We start from the raw sequence: 16,100 nt of genomic DNA on the forward strand, positions 1-16,100 counted from the left end.
CATGCACCCGCTTGCCGCGATGCGATGCGCCGGCCCGCCGCGAACGGGCCGCGCACCGTTTCGCCGAACACGTCAGGCTGGCACCAGCTCGAAACTGAGCCGCTTGCCGAGTGCGGTGGCCGCGCTCGCGAGCGTCGCGAGCGTGAGGCTCGTGTCGGTTTCATCGAGCAGACGATTGAGCGCGGCGCGGCTGGTCTTCATTCGCGCGGCCATCGCGGTTTTCGTGATGTGCTGCGCCTTCATCTCCTGCCCGATCTGCCACGCGATCACGCGCTTGATCGCGGTGGCGGTGGCCGCTTCGAGATGGCCGTCTTCCTCGAGGAAGGTGTCGAAGTCGCTGCCGATATGCGGATTGTTCGTGGTCGTCATGGGTACTCCAATACATGGCGTTGCCGGCCGGCACAGCGGCGAACCGCACGTGCCGGCGCAACCGGGAAATTCAGATGGCGCGCGTGAGCGCTTTCAGCCGCGCGACGGTCACGTCGAGATCGTCGGACGGCGTGGCCGGCGACTGCTTGAAGAACGCGTGCAGCAGCACCATCGTGTCGCCGACGACCGTGAACAGCACGCGCGCGCTTTGCCTCGGCAACATCACGCGGATCTCCCACAGATCCTTCGACATCTTCCGGACCAGCGGCATGCCGAGCGGCCAGCCCCGTTGAACGGTCTTGATCTCTTCGCCGATCACCCTGCGCTCGATCTGCCCGAGCGCGTTGAGCCATTCGCGCACCGGTTCGTTGCCACGCGCGGTGCGGAAGAACCGCACGCCGAGCGTGAACTGCATTTGCTGTCTCACCATCGTCGTGTCATCGATCGTACCAAAAACGATACGATATGCCAAGCACGACGAGACCCGCTACTGACCGAACGGCTAACGAATGGCGGTGAACGAACGACGGCCGGACGACACGTGGCCCGGCCCTGCGCGGCGTCTCAACGTTCGCGGCGAACCGGCTTGCGCGCGCCGCGCGGCGCGCGATGCGCTCGCGCATCGCCGAACCGCGCCTGCGCGATTTCACGCACGGCGTCGATGAGCGTCCGCGCGACGGGCGACGGTTGCGCATCGGTGCGCAGCACGAGCCCGACCGGTTCGTCGGTGCCCGCGGACGGCAGCGGCAGGCGCGCGAGCGCACCGGCCGACAAGTCGTATTCGGCCGCATAGAGCGGCACGAACCAGACCGCGTCGTTCTCGAGCGCGAGCGCGCGCGCGACCGACACCGACAGCACCTCGATGAACGAATCCAGCGGCGGCGCGCCGCATGCGCCGAGCAATTGCTCGGCCGACTGGCGGATCAGCGTGCCGAACGGCGGCAGCACGACCGGATAGCGCGCGAGTTCGACGGCCGGCGTGGCGCTGGCCAGCAGCGGATGGCCGGCGCGCACGACCGCGACGAGCGGCTCGTTGTACAGCTGCTCGAACGCGAGCCCGATCATCCGCTCCGGCTCCGACAGGCGCCCGATCGCGCACTCGATCGCCCCCGCCTTCAGCCGCTCCAGCAGTTCGGCATTCGCGGCTGTGGCGATCCGCACGACGACGCGCGGCCAGCGTGCGGTCAGCGCCTTCATCAGCGCGGGCGCGAGCGATGCCGCAACCGTCGGCAGCATGCCGATCTCGAGCGTCGCCGCGGCCGCGCCGCCCTCGCGCGCGAGCAGCCCGACACCCTGCCGCAGCGCCAGCACGCACGCGTTCGCATGCGGGATGAACAGTTGCGCTTCGCGGGTCGGCTGCGCGCCGTGCCGCCCGCGTTCGAACAGCTTCACGCCGAGGATCGATTCCAGTTCGGCGATCGTCTTCGACACGGCCGGCTGCGTGATCGACAGGCTTTCGGCCGCCTTCTGCACGCCGCCCAGCTGCGCGACCGCGAGAAAACACTGCAGGTGCCGGAATTTGACGCGGCCGTCGGCGATACGGTTATTCATAACGAGTGGTTATGCAAGTGGCGATGTTGTGTCATTTTGCATAACTTTCCGGAAAGCCCCAAGCATTCGGCGCGGCGTCATGCATGGCGCCGCAGCGCGTGGAATCCGGTCGGCTCCCAGATCCGCTTCGCGATCAGCAGGGCCGTACCGCGCTTCTGCCCGAGCGGCGCGGACGACGATTCCGCATGCAGCGCGGCCACCTTGCTGCTCAGCCGCCGCAGCTCCTGCGCGAGTTCCGCGGCGGCCGCCTCGGTCAGCATCCCTTGCGAAAACGTCATCGTCTCGCCCGGGCCGTCGAAACGGCTGCCGAGAAAGTCGTCGAGCACGTGCGCACGGAAATATCGGCGGATCGGCCCGCCTGGCAGCCAGTCGAAATCGCGTGCGACGCGCACGCGGATGCGATCGCCCGGCAGCAGCGCGATCACGTTCATCCGGTCGAGCATCAGCAGGTATTTCACGCACTCGGCCTGCGTCAGGCAGTAGGCCGATACGATGTCCTGCACGGTCCAGTAGTTGACCGCGCAGACGGCGACGAGCAGCAGCTTCTCGTCCGACACGAGCAGCGCCTCCTGCTGTTCGGTCAGCACGCGCAATCGCGGCGCCGATGCCGACGCCTCCTGGACCAGCTCGGCGAGCGTATAGCCGAGCAGCTGCGCGATCTCCGCGATGCGCTCCAGCGTGAAGCGGCCGCTCGCGAACAGCCGCTTCACGCTCGTCTCGGACACGTCGAGCGCACGCGCGACGTCGCGGTAAGTCATTCCCTGCGCCTTCAACTGGCGCTTCAACGTTTCGATGAGTTGGGCGGTCTCGGTCATGTTGGTATCGAAAAATGATGCTCGAGGTCGGATATTAGGCTACTCAAGCATCCAAACAAGCACTTTCAGGTACTTGTCAGCATAATCCGCTCCGTCCTGTCACTCACCGACGGAGCCGCGATGAGCACCCGAACCGACACCACCGCTTTCGACCTGCATCCCGCCGCACCGCGCGACGCTCGCGACACGGATCGCACGCTGCCGCTCGCCACGGTGCGCACGCTGGCCGCCGGCGCGCACGTCGGGGATCTCGTGTTCATCCGCGTGCCGGCCGGCGCGCCCCGCGACGCGGCAGGCAACGCGGGCGCATGGGCCGATCGCTTCGGCATCGTCGTCGATACGTCGGGCAACGAGCCGCTGATCGCCGAGCCGGCCTTTGCGCGAACGAAGCTCACGCCGCTGTCGCGCTTCGTCGCCCGCGCCGACGGCGGACGCATCGCACTGGCGCGCCGCGTCGCCGCACCGACCGCCGACGCGCAGCGCAACGTGCACGCGCTGGCCGAACGGCGGATCGACGCGCTGCTCGGCAGCCGCTTCAGCCTGCTGGCGCGGCGCGGGTTCTGCGCGAACTACGTGAGCGACGTGCTCGGCGCCGAGCACGCCGCGACACCGGCCGCGCTGCTGTGCAGCGGCACGCTGTCGCTCGAATTCGACGGGATCGTCTTCGATCCCGCCCGACCGTAACGACCAAGCACCCAGGACGATCGACGGGCACGCTCGGGGAGACCGGATAACAACAACAACGAAACACAAAAAAAGCAGCGACGGGCTGGCTGGAGGGCCGTGCACGGAGTCGTCACCGACGACGCGAAGCCCGATCGCTTTTTCCGCCGGACAGGCCGCCTGTCCGGCGGATTTTCATTGGCGTCGCCGAACATAACGAATGGTTATGCGATTCGCGAAAAAAGGTCATTTTGCATAACTTTCCGGATTGGCTAAAGTCTTGCCATCCACTTCGCGAAATACCTACCTATCAGGAGACGCCCGATGGATTCCCCCACGATCCTCACGCCGCGCGACTGGCCGTCGCATCCCGCGTATGTCCACCCCGAGTACCGTTCGTCGGTGAAGCGCGGCCCGACGCGCCCGATGATCCCGTTGAAGGAAAAGCTGCGCGACCAGTACGCGCCCGTCTACGGCGCCGAAGATCTCGGCGCGCTCGACCATGATCTGACGAAGAACGCCGTGAAGAACGGCGAGCCGCTCGGCGAGCGCATGGTCGTCACCGGCCGCGTGCTCGACGAAGGCGGCAAGCCCGTGCGCAACACGCTCGTCGAGGTATGGCAGGCGAACGCGGCCGGCCGCTACGTGCACAAGGTCGACCAGCACGACGCACCGCTCGACCCGAACTTCCTCGGCGCGGGCCGCTGCCTGACCGACGACGAAGGCCGCTACCGCTTCCTGACGATCAAGCCCGGCGCATATCCGTGGGGCAACCACCCGAACGCGTGGCGCCCGAATCACATCCACTTCTCGCTGTTCGGCGACTACTTCGGCTCGCGCCTCGTCACGCAGATGTACTTCCCCGGCGATCCGCTGCTCGCGTACGACCCGATCTTCCAGGGCACGCCGGAAGCGGCGCGCGACCGCCTGATCTCGCGCTTCTCGATGGACATCACCGAAGAAGGCTATGCGCTCGGCTACGAATTCGACATCGTGCTGCGCGGCCGCGACGCTACCCCGATGGAGCGCTGAACCATGACGACGCTGAAGCAAACCCCTTCGCAGACGGTCGGCCCGTACTTCGCATACGGCCTGTGCCCGCAGCAATACGACTACGACCTGAAGAGCCTGTTCACGCCGACGATCGCCACGCCGGACGCCGAAGGCGAGCACGTGCTGCTGGTCGGCCAGGTGTTCGACGGCGACGGCAACGTCGTTGGCGACGCGGTGCTCGAATTCACGCAGGTGGACAGCGCCGGCCGCTATCCCGCGTCGCGTGACGACATCGCGAAGTCCGGCTTCACGGGCTTCGCACGCGTCGGCACGGGCACCGATGCGCAGCAGCGCTTCGTCGTCGCGACGGTGAAGCCGGGCCGCATCGCCGCCGACGAAGCACCGCACATCAACGTGACCGTGATGATGCGCGGGATCCTGACCCACGCATTCACCCGTGTGTATTTCGATGACGAAGCCGCGGCGAACGCAGCCGATCCGGTGCTGAACCTGGTGCCGGCCGAACGCCGCGCGACGCTCGTCGCGAAGCGCGACGCGCAGCCGGGCCGGCCCGTCGTGTACCGCTTCGACATCCGCATGCAGGGGCCGGACGAAACCGTGTTCTTCGACGTGTGACACGCAAGCCGGCGCACGCCGGCTGCTCGCACCGAACCGCCGTGTGGCGCGATACCGACAGGCATCGCGTCGCGCGGCGGTTTTTGTTTTCGGGCAACAACATTCGATGCTGTGTCGCAGCACGCCCGAACGGGATCGCAGCTACCGATGTTTGAGGGTCTCCGACCCCGCCATCAAACGCGCGATTGAAACGCATGCTGCGAGCGCATATGAATCGTTTGACGTGCACGATATCGTTTGCGCGTTATGCGGCGTATGCTTTGCTATCCATAACGCACCGATGGAATTGAATCGGAATAAGAAACAATTTCACGAGTCAATGCGCGAGCGCTGCCCCGATGGCCGGTCGCGCATTTTTTCTGACCGGGTGCCTTCAAACGCGTCTGACCGAATCCTGGCAGGCGCGTTTTTTTGTGCGCGCGGCGACGGCCAGCGCGGTGCGCCGCCCCCCCCCCGCCGCCCGCGGCCCTCCCGGCTAGCGGCGAACCTCCAGATACCGGCTCGGCGTATCGCCGAGGATGCGGCGAAACGCGGATATAAAGGCGCTCGCGCTCGCATAGCCGAGATCGAACGCGACCCGCGTCACCGGCTGCCCGTCGCTCAGGCGTGTAATCGCCGCGAGCATGCAGACCTGCTGACGCCACGCGGCGAAACTCACGCCGGTCTGCGCACGGAACAGCCGCGTAAACGTGCGCGTGCGCCGGCTCACGCCCGCATCGGTCGCCACCTGGTCGAGATCGGCCGCGATCGACGGCGACACGAACAGATGCCGGCAGATCCTCGCGAGGCGTGCATCGGCGGGCAGCGGCGCATGCAGCGACAGCCGTGGCATCGTCGCGATCTCCGCGACCAGCAGCGCCATCAGCTTGCCCGCCCGGCCGTCGACGTCGTACATCGCCGGCAGGTCGATCGCATCGTCGATCAGCTGCCGCAACAGCGGCGACACACCGTACACGCCGCACTGGTCCGGCAGCCCGGCGGCCCGGGCCGCATCGTCGGACACGAACGTGTTGAGCATCGTGACCGGCCCGGTCGTCGTCATTTCGTGGTGCACGCCGGCCGGCACCCAGCACGCACGCTGCGGCGGCACCAGCCAGCGGCCGTGCGGCGTCGACACGCCGATCGTGCCGCGCGACGCGAACGCGAACTGCCCGCGCCCGTGCGCGCGTTCCGGAAACGTCGTACCCGCCGCGTAGTCGTTGGCGGTCACGACCACGCTACGCGGAATGTGTTCGTAGGGATCCAGCAGCGTATTTCTCAAGGCCGGAAGTCCATCATGTGACGCGCCGCGCATCGCGCGGCATCCGGTCGGCATGCCTCATCGCAGCATGAACGACATGGCCGACAGACTGTTCAGCGTGCGCACGACGTGCTCGACCGACGGCCCGTCGAAGCGCAGCGTGACCGCATCGACCCGCTCGAGCGAAGGCAGCACGCAGAACAGATCGGCGAGCGCGGCCGTCTGAACGCGTAGCGTGCAGGCGGCCGGTGCGGGCCGATGCGCGCTCGCGCGCCAGCCTGACGACAGCGCATGCGCAACCGTGTCGCGTGCGGCGGCTGCAAGACGCGCGCAGGACGCGGCCGGCGTGAGCGTGTCGCCGCTCGATGCACCGCCGGCCGTCTTGACCGTCTCGAAACGCGCGTCCGGAAACAGTGGCCGGGTTTCCTCGGCGAACACGTCGTCGCCCGACGCCAGCGCGACGTGCGCGCCGTATTCGCGCGCCAGCGCGCCGTACAGCCCGGCCTCGCCGAGTTCGACGCCGTTCAGCCACACCTGCGTGAACGCGAAGCTGTTGATGGTGTGCGCGAGCACGCCGCGCGTCTGCGATTTCGCATGAAAACCGATCATGAACACGAGATCGGGCTGCTGTTCGAGGCCCGCCATCATCCCGAGCGTGCGCGGCTTGCCGAGCACGACGCGCGCACGCGCATCGAGCCCGTCGGGCAGCAGATTGCGAAAGCCGCCATGCGAGTCGTTGACCCAGATGGCCTGCGCGCCGCCCGCGAACGCACCTTCGATCGCCGCGTTCGCCTCGGCGGTCATCCAGCGGCGCGCGCGTTCGTATTCCGGATTGCCGGCACGCGTCTGCTCGGCGGCGAATACGCCGGCGACGCCTTCGATGTCGGTCGAGATCAGGATCTTCATGACGGGGAATGACGTCCTTCGTTGTCGTCGTTGAACAGGTTTTCGAGATCGGGCACCGCGACGCGCAGCGACTGCCGCACGTGACCGTCGCGCCCGACGACGGTCACGGCCTGCAGCAGCGCGTCGGCGATCGCGTGCTCGACGCTTTCGGCCGCGGCCATGAACAGCGGATCGAGCGCCGCATCGGCCACGAGGGCCGGCAGCGCGACGGTCGACGCGTCGTGCGCGATCGTGTACGCGGTGGAAAACGCGAGCGCGATGTCGCCGCTGCCGTGTCCGTAGACCGAACCGGTGCGGGCCAGGCCCGCGCCCGCGCGGCGCGCGAGCCGCGACAGTTGTCGCGCGTCGAGCGGCGCATCGGTCGCGAGCAGCAGGATGATCGAGCCTTGCTCGGGCGGCGCTGCATGTGTCGCCTGCGCGACCGAGGCTGCGGCGGCATGCCGCTGCGCGACGATGCGCCCGAGCGGCACGCCGCCGAGCGTCAGCATCGGCAGCCGGCCGAAATTCGCGAGCACGAGCGCGCCGACCGTATACGGCCGGCCGGCCGCGACGGCCACGCGCGACGCGGAGCCGATCCCGCCCTTCAGGTCGAAGCACGACATCCCGCGCCCGGCGCCCACCGCGCCGCGCGCGAAGCCGCGCGCCGCCGTGCGGCACGCGTCGTCGTAATGCGCGGCCGTCACCGCGAACGCCTGGATATCGTTCAGATAGCCGTCGTTGCACTCGAACACGAGCGGGTTGACGGTCGACCAGTCGCGGCCGATTTGCGGATTCGCCGCGATCGCCGCGCGGATCTGCGCCTGCGCGACCGCGCCGACGCCGAACGTGTTGGTCAGCGCGATCGGCGTATCGAGCGTGCCGAGCTCGTCGACCTGCACGAGCCCGACGCTCTTGCCGAAGCCATTGATCACGGCCGCGCCGGCCGGCACCTTGCTGCGGTACAGGTCGCCCGGGTGCGGCTTCACGACGGTGACGCCCGTCTGTACGTCGCCCGCATCGAGCGTCGCATGGCCGACCGTCACGCCCGGCACGTCGGCGATCGTGCCGCGCGGCCCGGCCGGCAGCGTCGCGCTCCACATGGGAACTGCACGCATCAGCGGCGCTCCAGCTTCGGGTCGAGCGCGTCGCGCAGCCCGTCGCCGAGCAGGTTGAACGCGAGCACGGTCAGGAAGATCGCGAGGCTCGGGAAGAGCGCGACGTGCGGTGCGGTCACCATGTCCGCGCGCGCCTCGTTGAGCATCGCGCCCCACTCCGGCGTCGGCGGCTGCGCGCCGAGCCCGAGGAACGACAGGCTCGCGGCCGTGATGATCGACGTGCCGATCCGCATCGTGAAGTAGACGACGACCGACGACACGGTGCCCGGCAGGATGTGCCGCATGATGATCGTCCAGTCGGACGCGCCGATGCTGCGCGCGGCTTCCACGTAGGTCATGTGCTTGAGCATCAGCGTGTTGCCGCGCACGAGCCGCGCGAACGCCGGAATGCTGAAGATCGCGACCGCGCAGATCACGTTGACCATTCCGTTGCCGAGGATCGCGACCACGCCGATCGCGAGCAGGATCCCCGGGAACGCGAACAGCACGTCGGCCACGCGCATCGTGATACGGTCCCACCAGCCTTCGTAGTAGCCGGCGAGCAGCCCGAAGAACGTGCCGATCAGTGCGCCGAGCGCGACCGAGAAGAAGCCGGCCGCGAGCGAGATGCGCGTGCCGGTGATGATCCGGCTGAAGATGTCGCGGCCGAGCGAATCGACGCCGAACCAGTGCACGGCCGACGGCCCCGCATTCAGCGCGTCGTAGTCGAAATAGTTTTCCGGATCGAACGGCACGATATGCGGGCCGACGAACGCCAGCACGACGAGTGCCAGCACGAAGCCGCCCGCGACGAGCGCGACGGTCTGCTTGCGGAACTTGCGCCAGAATTCGCGCCACGGCGTGCGGATCGCGGTCGATGCGGCCGGCGCCGCGGGCTGGACAGTCGCGTTCATGCGCGCCTCACTTGAACCGGATGGTCGGGTTGATGACCGCGTACAGCACGTCGACGGTCAGGTTGATCAGGATGAACTCGAGCGAGAACAGCAGCACGATCGCCTGGATCACCGGGTAGTCGCGCATCGTCACCGCATCGACCAGCAGGCGCCCGAGCCCCGGCCAGTTGAACACGGCCTCCACGACGATCGAGCCGCCGAGCAGGAAGCCGAACTGCAGCCCCATCATCGTGACGACCGGGATCATCGCGTTGCGCAGGCAGTGCTTGAGCACGACCATCGGCTCGTGCACGCCCTTCGCGCGCGCGGTGCGCACGTAGTCCTCGTTGAGCACCTCGACGAACGATGCGCGCGTGAAGCGCGCCATCACGGCCGCGACCGCGGCGCCGAGCGTCAGCGACGGCAGCACGTAGCTCTTCCACGTGCCGTCCGGCACGACCGGCAGCCAGCCGAGCTTCACCGAGAAGATCTCCATCAGCAGCATGCCGAGCGCGAATGCCGGAAACGAGATGCCCGACACCGCGATCGTCATCCCGAGGCGGTCGGGCCAGCGGTTGCGCCACACCGCCGACGCGATCCCGATCGCCATTCCGAACGCCGTCGCCCACACCATGCTGACGAGCGTGAGCAGCAGCGTCGGCATGAAGCGCTCGCCGATCTCGGTCGACACCGGTCGCTTGCTGCGCGTCGACGTGCCGAAATCGCCGTGCGCGATCTTCACGAAGAAGTTCGCGAACTGCGCGGGCAGCGGCCGGTCGAGCCCGAGGTCGGCGCGCACGAGCGCGACCGTCGCGTCGTCGGCTTCGGGGCCCGCCGCGAGTCGCGCCGGGTCGCCCGGCAGCAGGTGCACGAACAGGAACACCAGCACCGCGACGATCGCGAGCGTGGGCAGCAGGCCGAACAGGCGTTTGACGAGAAAATTCAGCATGGGGCACCGATCGAATCAGTGCGCCGGCAGCTTGCGCCGCCGACGCCACGCAGCGGGCGAACCGCCGTCATTTCACCGAGATTTCGTCGAAGTTGAACGAACCGTCCGGCATCACGTACATCCCGTGCAGGCGCTTGCTGCGCGCATAGACGATCTTCTCCTGCACCAGGAAAATCCACGGCGCGTCGGTCCACACCTGCTTCTGCGCATCCGCGTACAGCGACGCCTTCTTCGCACGATCGGTCGTCTCGAGCGCCTTCGCGAGATCGTCGTCGACGGCCGGGTTCTTGTAGTACGCGGTGTTGTAGAGCTTCGGCGGCGCCGACGTCGACGCGAGCAGCGGCGACAGCGCCCAGTTCGCCTCGCCCGTCGACGCCGACCAGCCGCTGTAGTACATCCGCACCGGTGCGGTCGCCGGATCCTGCGCGCTCTCGACCTTCGCGACCCGCTCGCCGGCCTCGAGCGCCTGCACCTGCACCTTCACGCCGACCTGCGCGAGCTGCTGCTGGACGAACTGGATCAGCTTCTGCGCCGTCGAATGGTTGTATGCGGACCAGAGCGTCGACTCGAAGCCGTTCGGATAGCCGGCCTCCTTCAGCAGCGCGCGCGCCTTCGCCGGATCGTACGGCCACGGCCCGAGCTTCGTCGCGAATTCGACGCCGACCGGAGCGACGCCCGTCTGCGGGGTCGCATAGCCGGCGAACACGACCTTCGCGAGCGCTTCCTTGTTGACCGCGTAGTTCAGCGCTTCACGCACCTTCGGATTGTCGAACGGCTTCTTCTGCGTGTTCAGCGAGATATAGCGCTGGATGATCGACGGCCGTTCGATCAGCTCGACCTTCGGATTGCTCTTCAGGTCGGCCGCCTGCTCGAACGGAATCGTGAACGCGAAATCCGCCTCGCCGGTCTTGAGCAGCGCGGCGCGCGTGTTGTTGTCGACCACCGGCTTCCAGTCGATCGAATCGACCTTCGGATAGCCCTTCTTCCAGTAGCCGGCAAACTTCTTCACCTTCATGTCGTCGGTCTGCTTCCATTCGACGAACTCGAACGGGCCTGTGCCGACCGGATGCAGCGACACGTCGTGCCCCCACTTCTTCAGCGCGGCCGGCGAAATCATCACCGCCGACGGGTGCGCGAGCGTGTTGATGAACGCGGAGAACGGCTCGCGCAGCGTGAACCTCACCGTCATCGGATCGACCACCTCGGTCTTCTCGATCACGCGGAACAGCCCGTAGCGCTTCAGCTTGTTCGCAGGATCCGTCACGCGGTCGAAGTTCGCCTTCACCGCGGCGGCGTTGAAGTCGGTGCCGTCGTGGAACTTCACGCCCGGGCGCAGCTTGACCGTGTATGTCTTCGCATCGGGGCTGGCCTCATAGCCCGTCGCGAGCACGTTGACGAGCTTCATGTCCTTGTCGAAACCGAACAGCCCTTCGTAGAACGACTTGACGACCGCTTGCGACACCGTGTCGTTCGCGTCGTACGGGTCCATCGTCGTGAACGTCGAGTACACGGCGACCACGACGTTCTGTTGCGCGAACGCGGGCACCGCGACCGACAGCGCGAGCGCGCCTGCCCCTGCAGCGAAGAACGCGCGCGGACGGAACATCGGGAACGAATTCGGCTTGTTCATTTTGTCTGGCTCCTGTGGATGATTCGGTAACGCGTGGTGGAAATCGCGGTGTGACTGCATCCGCTCGGGAAAATGACGCCGTTGCCTGGCTCGTGCGCAGCTGCGGTCCATATGTCCTCCGCCGTGCAATCAATACGCGCCGCCGACGCGATGCGTCGCGACGTAATGATCGGGGCCGACCGCAACGAGCGGCGCGACCGTCGGCTCGTCGCCGGCCGCGCGGATCGGGCTCGGAATCTCGTCCGCCGCGAGTTGCCGCGGCGCATGCCGACGCGCCGGGTCGGCCACCGGCACCGCGCTCATCAGCTTCTTCGTGTACGGATGCTGCGGCGCCTCGAACACCGCGCGGCGCGGGCCGATCTCGACGATCTGGCCGAGATACATCACCGCGACGCGATGGCTGATGCGCTCGACGACGGCCATGTCGTGCGAGATGAACAAGTACGCAACGCCGAGCTCGCGCTGCAGGTCGAGCATCAGGTTGACGATCTGCGCCTGCACCGACACGTCGAGCGCGGACACCGATTCATCGGCGATCACGACCTTCGGGTTCAGCGCGAGCGCGCGGGCGATGGCGATCCGCTGGCGCTGGCCGCCCGAGAACTCGTGCGGATAGCGGCGCGCGGCCTCCGGCGGCAGGCCGACCTTGTCGAGCAGCCAGTCGACGCGCGCCTGCGCGTCGCGGCCGCTCGCGACGCCGTGCACGAGCAGCGGCTCCATGATCGAGAAGCCGACCGTCAAGCGCGGATTCAGCGACGCGAACGGATCCTGGAAGATGAACTGGATGTTCCGGCGCAGCGCCTGCAGATCCGCGCCCTTCAGCGCGCTGATGTCGCGGCCGTCGAATTCGATCGAGCCGCTCTGCGATTCCACGAGGCGCAGCAGCGAGCGGCCGGTGGTCGACTTGCCGCAGCCCGATTCGCCGACGAGCGCGAGCGTCTCGCCCGCGCGCAGCTCGAAGCTCACGCGCTCGACCGCATGCACGTATTGCGACACGCGGCCGAACACGCCGCTCTTCACCGGGAACCGCGTGACGAGATCGCGCACGCGCAGGATCGGCGGCGCGGCCGGATCGACGTGCGGCTGCGCATCGACCGCGGCCGCGCCGGAGGTGTCGTTCGCGGCAGGCGCCGGTGCGGCGGCGCTCTTGCCGTCCACCTTCAGCAACGGGAATTTCTCGGGGATATCGGTACCCTGCATCGAGCCGAGCCGCGGCACGGCCGCGAGCAGCGCGCGCGTGTAGCGGTGCGCGGGCGTCGCGAAAATGCGCTCGGACTCGCCTTCCTCGACCTTCTCGCCGCGATACATCACGAGCACGCGATCGGCCACTTCGGCGACCACGCCCATGTCGTGCGTGATGAAGATCACGCCCATGTTCATTTCGTCCTGCAGGCCGCGGATCAGTTGCAGGATCTGCGCCTGGATCGTCACGTCGAGCGCGGTCGTCGGCTCGTCGGCGATCAGGAGCGCGGGCCGGCACGACAGCGCCATCGCGATCATCACGCGCTGGCGCATCCCGCCGGACAACTGGTGCGGATAGCGCGCGAACACGCGGCGCACCTCCGGAATGCGCACGAGATCGAGCAGCCGCAACGCTTCCGCGCGCGCTTCGGCCGCGCTCTTCGACTGGTGCAGCGCGATCGCCTCGCTGATCTGGTCGCCGACCGTAAACACCGGGTTCAGCGACGTCATCGGTTCCTGGAAGATCATCGCGATGTCCGCGCCGCGGATTCCGCGCATCGCCGCCGCGCTCGCCTGCGCAAGATCGACGATCGCCCCGCCGCGGCGCCGCAACGCGATCCGGCCGCTCGTGATCTCGCCGCCGCCGTGCTCGACGAGCCGCATCAGCGCGAGCGACGTGACCGACTTGCCGGAGCCCGATTCACCGACGATCGCGAGCGTCTCGCCGCGATCGACGTGAAACGACACGTTGCGCACCGCATCGAACGTCGCGGTTTCGCGACGGAACATGACCGACAGGTCGTCGACGGCGACCACGCGCTGCTCCGGCAGCACCAGCGCGGACGGGGTTCGGCTCGAAGTCATGCGAAGGTCTCCTCGTGCGGTCCGGGATCAGGCCGCATCGTCGCGATAGATGCCGACCACCGGCGTCTCGCCGACGCGCGCGTAGCCGCGATACATCCCTTCCGTGTTGAACGGCATCGCGACGTTGCCGTGCGCATCGACCGCGATGATCCCGCCGCGCCCGGCGAGGCGCGGCAGCTTGTTCATCACGGCGTCGTGCGCGGCGTCGGCGAGCGATGCGCCGCGATACGCGATCTGCGCGGCCACGTCGTGCGCGGTCGCAAGCCGGATGAACATCTCGCCGGTGCCCGTCGCGGATACCGCGCAAGTCGCATCGTCCGCGTAGCAGCCGGCGCCGATGATCGGCGAATCGCCGACGCGCCCGGGCTGCTTGTTCGTGATGCCGCCGGTCGACGTCGCCGCCGCGACATGGCCGTTGAGGTCGCACGCGACCGCGCCGACCGTGCCGTGCTTGCGATCAGGATCGAGCGGTTCGGCCGGCTGCCCGGCGCCGAACGAGAAGGTCGCGGCATCGTGATCGAGCATCATGCCGGCTGCCGCCGCGCGCGCCTTGAGCCACTGCGCATGACGCGCTTCGGTATCGAAGTAGCCGGGCTCGGCGAGTTCGAGGCCCTGCGCGGCCGCGAACGCATCGGCGCCCGCACCGGCGAACAGCACGTGCTCGCTCGCCTCCATCACGCGCCGTGCGGCGAGGACCGGATTGCGCACCCGGGTCGCGCTGCAGATCGCGCCGGCCGCGAGCGTCGCGCCGTCCATCACCGCCGCGTCGAGTTCGTGCTTGCCTTCGGCCGTATAGACGGCGCCGCGCCCTGCATTGAAGAGCGGGCAGTCCTCGAGCATCCGCACGGCGACGGTCACGGCGTCGAGCGCGCTGCCGCCGTCGGCGAGCACCTTCTGCGCGGCCTGCAGGATCGCGGTGAGCTCGGCGCGGTACTGGCGTTCGGTGTCGGTATCCATCGCATCGCGCAGGATCGTGCCTGCACCGCCGTGAATCGCGACAATCGCGGGTGAAGTCATGATTTTTTCGGACCGGAGGAAGAAGGGTTGGCGGCCGGCAGCACCGCTTGCGGCTGGATCAGCCATGGCAACAGGAATTCGGTCATCTCGGCCGCGGACTTCGCGGAGCGGTGCGTGCGCAGCGCGACCGCATCGATCAGCGCCTCGATCATCGTCAGCACGGCCGCTTCCGACGTGGCCGCGAAACGCCGTTCGGCCTTCACGTACAGATTCAGCGACGCGACCGGTGCAAGCGGCGAACCCGGCCCATCGGAAATGCCGAGCACGCGTGCGCCACGCGCGGCCGCGCGACGGGCCAGCTCGATCGTGTCCTTCACGTAGCGCGGAAACGCGAGCGCGATCACGAGATCGCGCGAGTCGGCCGTGTACAAGCGCCGCGCCGCATGCGAAGGGCCGCCGAGCAGCGCGAGCGACTGCACGTTGTCGTGGCACACCGACAATCCATGCTCCATCAGCCCGGCCAGAAACGCGCTCGAACCGGCGCCGAGGATCAGCACGCGCCGCGCACCGACGATCGCTTCGACGGCCGCCTCGACATCGGCCGCGTCCAGCTGCGCGCGCGTGTTCTCGATGTTCGTGACGGCCTGGTCGAACACCGCGTCGATCCACGCGGCGCCGCGCACGCCCTGCTCTTGCTCCTGTTCCTGCGCGGAACGCAGCCGCTCGACGGGGCCGAGCGTCGCCTCGAAACCGCGCACGAGCGCCGCGCGCATCGCCGGATAGCCATCGAAGCCGAGCGCCTTCGCGAAGCGATTCGCAGTCGCGATCGATGCATTCACCGCCTGCGCGAGTTCGTCGATTCGCATCGTCGCCGCACGAAACGGATTCGCGAGCACGAACTCGCCCATCCGGCGGTGGATCGGCGTCATCCGCGGCATGGCCGACGCGATGCGCTCCGCGATCGCGGATTCGTCCTGACTGGCATCGTGCGGAACGAGAGGCGTCATACGAATGGTTTTGCAAGGTAGATGAAAATCAATTTACACAATCTACCGATTGGAAAAAAATAAATTTTCATGACGGTGGACATGCGCTGCGTCGTACCGGCCAGGAATCGGGCAATTGTCCGGCCGTTGCGAAGCCCCGCTGCACGGGCGTTGCGCACGCAATCGTCGCGCGTCGCCATGCGTGCTGTGCCCGCCCGCCCATCGGGAATACCCCCAGGCCCATTCGAATGCGGATTCGCGACGGCTGGACTCGGCTTCGAATAGCCGGCGTGGACGCAATGCACTGCCATCCGGCTTCCACCCCTCCGTGTTTCAGGCGCCGCGCTGCTCGTGCGGGTTTTCGCACTCGCATCGATACCTTACAATTCGTCA

The 16,100-nt window shown here is 67.7% G+C and carries 16 protein-coding genes; 3 read left to right on the top strand and 13 right to left on the bottom strand.

Annotation, left to right across the window (positions count from 1 at the left end):
• Positions 1–72: 72 nt before the first annotated feature.
• From DIE15_RS20505 to DIE15_RS20520, 4 genes are all read right to left on the bottom strand, one after another.
• Positions 73–369: an XRE family transcriptional regulator gene (locus DIE15_RS20505; RefSeq protein ID WP_006758577.1), complete on the bottom strand. Its 297-nt coding sequence runs from the start codon at positions 367–369 to the stop codon at positions 73–75.
• Between the two features lie 70 nt (positions 370–439).
• Complete coding sequence (locus DIE15_RS20510) at positions 440–799, bottom strand: type II toxin-antitoxin system RelE/ParE family toxin (RefSeq protein WP_124834205.1); 360 nt, start codon at positions 797–799, stop codon at positions 440–442.
• Between the two features lie 134 nt (positions 800–933).
• On the bottom strand, positions 934–1,920 hold the full coding sequence (gene pcaQ / locus DIE15_RS20515) for a pca operon transcription factor PcaQ (RefSeq protein ID WP_124834206.1): 987 nt from the start codon (positions 1,918–1,920) through the stop codon (positions 934–936).
• Between the two features lie 77 nt (positions 1,921–1,997).
• Positions 1,998–2,735 (bottom strand): helix-turn-helix domain-containing protein, encoded by a 738-nt coding sequence (locus DIE15_RS20520; RefSeq protein ID WP_057928288.1) that lies wholly within the window; start codon positions 2,733–2,735, stop codon positions 1,998–2,000.
• A 120-nt stretch (positions 2,736–2,855) separates the two neighbouring features.
• Here DIE15_RS20520 and DIE15_RS20525 point away from each other — a divergent pair, with 120 nt between their 5' ends.
• From DIE15_RS20525 to pcaG, 3 genes are all read left to right on the top strand, one after another.
• Complete coding sequence (locus DIE15_RS20525; RefSeq protein WP_124834207.1) at positions 2,856–3,419, top strand: YiiX/YebB-like N1pC/P60 family cysteine hydrolase; 564 nt, start codon at positions 2,856–2,858, stop codon at positions 3,417–3,419.
• Positions 3,420–3,722: 303 nt separating this feature from the next.
• Positions 3,723–4,430 carry a protocatechuate 3,4-dioxygenase subunit beta gene (gene pcaH / locus DIE15_RS20530; RefSeq protein ID WP_057928290.1) on the top strand — a complete coding sequence of 236 codons (708 nt, stop codon included), beginning with the start codon at positions 3,723–3,725 and terminating at the stop codon, positions 4,428–4,430.
• Between the two features lie 3 nt (positions 4,431–4,433).
• Positions 4,434–5,027 (top strand): protocatechuate 3,4-dioxygenase subunit alpha, encoded by a 594-nt coding sequence (gene pcaG, locus DIE15_RS20535; protein ID WP_057928291.1) that lies wholly within the window; start codon positions 4,434–4,436, stop codon positions 5,025–5,027.
• 475 nt (positions 5,028–5,502) lie between these two features.
• Here pcaG and DIE15_RS20540 read toward each other — a convergent pair whose 3' ends face one another.
• The 9 genes from DIE15_RS20540 to DIE15_RS20580 form a co-directional block, all read right to left on the bottom strand.
• On the bottom strand, positions 5,503–6,288 hold the full coding sequence (locus DIE15_RS20540) for a helix-turn-helix domain-containing protein (protein ID WP_124834208.1): 786 nt from the start codon (positions 6,286–6,288) through the stop codon (positions 5,503–5,505).
• A 57-nt stretch (positions 6,289–6,345) separates the two neighbouring features.
• Complete coding sequence (locus DIE15_RS20545) at positions 6,346–7,173, bottom strand: M55 family metallopeptidase (protein ID WP_124834209.1); 828 nt, start codon at positions 7,171–7,173, stop codon at positions 6,346–6,348.
• On the bottom strand, positions 7,170–8,267 hold the full coding sequence (locus tag DIE15_RS20550) for a P1 family peptidase (protein WP_124834210.1): 1,098 nt from the start codon (positions 8,265–8,267) through the stop codon (positions 7,170–7,172). The genes DIE15_RS20545 and DIE15_RS20550 overlap by 4 nt, the downstream gene beginning before the upstream one ends.
• Entirely contained in the window at positions 8,267–9,160 is an 894-nt protein-coding gene (gene gsiD / locus DIE15_RS20555; RefSeq protein ID WP_057928295.1) for a glutathione ABC transporter permease GsiD, read from the bottom strand. Before gsiD ends, DIE15_RS20550 begins: the two co-directional genes overlap by 1 nt.
• A 7-nt stretch (positions 9,161–9,167) precedes the next feature.
• Positions 9,168–10,088 (bottom strand): glutathione ABC transporter permease GsiC, encoded by a 921-nt coding sequence (gsiC, locus tag DIE15_RS20560; RefSeq protein WP_057928296.1) that lies wholly within the window; start codon positions 10,086–10,088, stop codon positions 9,168–9,170.
• Positions 10,089–10,155: 67 nt separating this feature from the next.
• A complete protein-coding gene (gsiB, locus tag DIE15_RS20565; RefSeq protein ID WP_124834211.1) occupies positions 10,156–11,718 on the bottom strand; it encodes a glutathione ABC transporter substrate-binding protein GsiB in 1,563 nt (520 codons plus the stop codon).
• Positions 11,719–11,847: 129 nt separating this feature from the next.
• On the bottom strand, positions 11,848–13,764 hold the full coding sequence (locus DIE15_RS20570; protein WP_124834212.1) for a dipeptide ABC transporter ATP-binding protein: 1,917 nt from the start codon (positions 13,762–13,764) through the stop codon (positions 11,848–11,850).
• Positions 13,765–13,791: 27 nt separating this feature from the next.
• The gene (locus tag DIE15_RS20575) at positions 13,792–14,781 is read right to left on the bottom strand and encodes an isoaspartyl peptidase/L-asparaginase family protein (protein WP_124834213.1); all 990 of its coding nucleotides are present in this window, start codon (positions 14,779–14,781) and stop codon (positions 13,792–13,794) included.
• On the bottom strand, positions 14,778–15,728 hold the full coding sequence (locus DIE15_RS20580; protein ID WP_124834214.1) for a MurR/RpiR family transcriptional regulator: 951 nt from the start codon (positions 15,726–15,728) through the stop codon (positions 14,778–14,780). The genes DIE15_RS20575 and DIE15_RS20580 overlap by 4 nt, the downstream gene beginning before the upstream one ends.
• Between the last annotated feature and the right edge of the window lie 372 nt (positions 15,729–16,100).

The sequence above is a fragment of the Burkholderia sp. Bp9031 genome (assembly GCF_003857965.1).
Lineage (GTDB): Bacteria > Pseudomonadota > Gammaproteobacteria > Burkholderiales > Burkholderiaceae > Burkholderia > Burkholderia ambifaria_A.

Bases quoted from the DNA above. Each gene is read 5' to 3' on its own strand.
- DIE15_RS20505 (WP_006758577.1), bottom strand. From the start codon at position 369: ATGACGACCACGAACAATCCGCATATCGGCAGCGACTTCGACACCTTC.
- DIE15_RS20510 (WP_124834205.1), bottom strand. From the start codon at position 799: ATGGTGAGACAGCAAATGCAGTTCACGCTCGGCGTGCGGTTCTTCCGC.
- pcaQ (WP_124834206.1), bottom strand. From the start codon at position 1,920: ATGAATAACCGTATCGCCGACGGCCGCGTCAAATTCCGGCACCTGCAG.
- DIE15_RS20520 (WP_057928288.1), bottom strand. From the start codon at position 2,735: ATGACCGAGACCGCCCAACTCATCGAAACGTTGAAGCGCCAGTTGAAG.
- DIE15_RS20525 (WP_124834207.1), top strand. From the start codon at position 2,856: ATGAGCACCCGAACCGACACCACCGCTTTCGACCTGCATCCCGCCGCA.
- pcaH (WP_057928290.1), top strand. From the start codon at position 3,723: ATGGATTCCCCCACGATCCTCACGCCGCGCGACTGGCCGTCGCATCCC.
- pcaG (WP_057928291.1), top strand. From the start codon at position 4,434: ATGACGACGCTGAAGCAAACCCCTTCGCAGACGGTCGGCCCGTACTTC.
- DIE15_RS20545 (WP_124834209.1), bottom strand. From the start codon at position 7,173: ATGAAGATCCTGATCTCGACCGACATCGAAGGCGTCGCCGGCGTATTC.
- DIE15_RS20550 (WP_124834210.1), bottom strand. From the start codon at position 8,267: ATGCGTGCAGTTCCCATGTGGAGCGCGACGCTGCCGGCCGGGCCGCGC.
- gsiD (WP_057928295.1), bottom strand. From the start codon at position 9,160: ATGAACGCGACTGTCCAGCCCGCGGCGCCGGCCGCATCGACCGCGATC.
- gsiC (WP_057928296.1), bottom strand. From the start codon at position 10,088: ATGCTGAATTTTCTCGTCAAACGCCTGTTCGGCCTGCTGCCCACGCTC.
- gsiB (WP_124834211.1), bottom strand. From the start codon at position 11,718: ATGAACAAGCCGAATTCGTTCCCGATGTTCCGTCCGCGCGCGTTCTTC.
- DIE15_RS20570 (WP_124834212.1), bottom strand. From the start codon at position 13,764: ATGACTTCGAGCCGAACCCCGTCCGCGCTGGTGCTGCCGGAGCAGCGC.
- DIE15_RS20575 (WP_124834213.1), bottom strand. From the start codon at position 14,781: ATGACTTCACCCGCGATTGTCGCGATTCACGGCGGTGCAGGCACGATC.
- DIE15_RS20580 (WP_124834214.1), bottom strand. From the start codon at position 15,728: ATGACGCCTCTCGTTCCGCACGATGCCAGTCAGGACGAATCCGCGATC.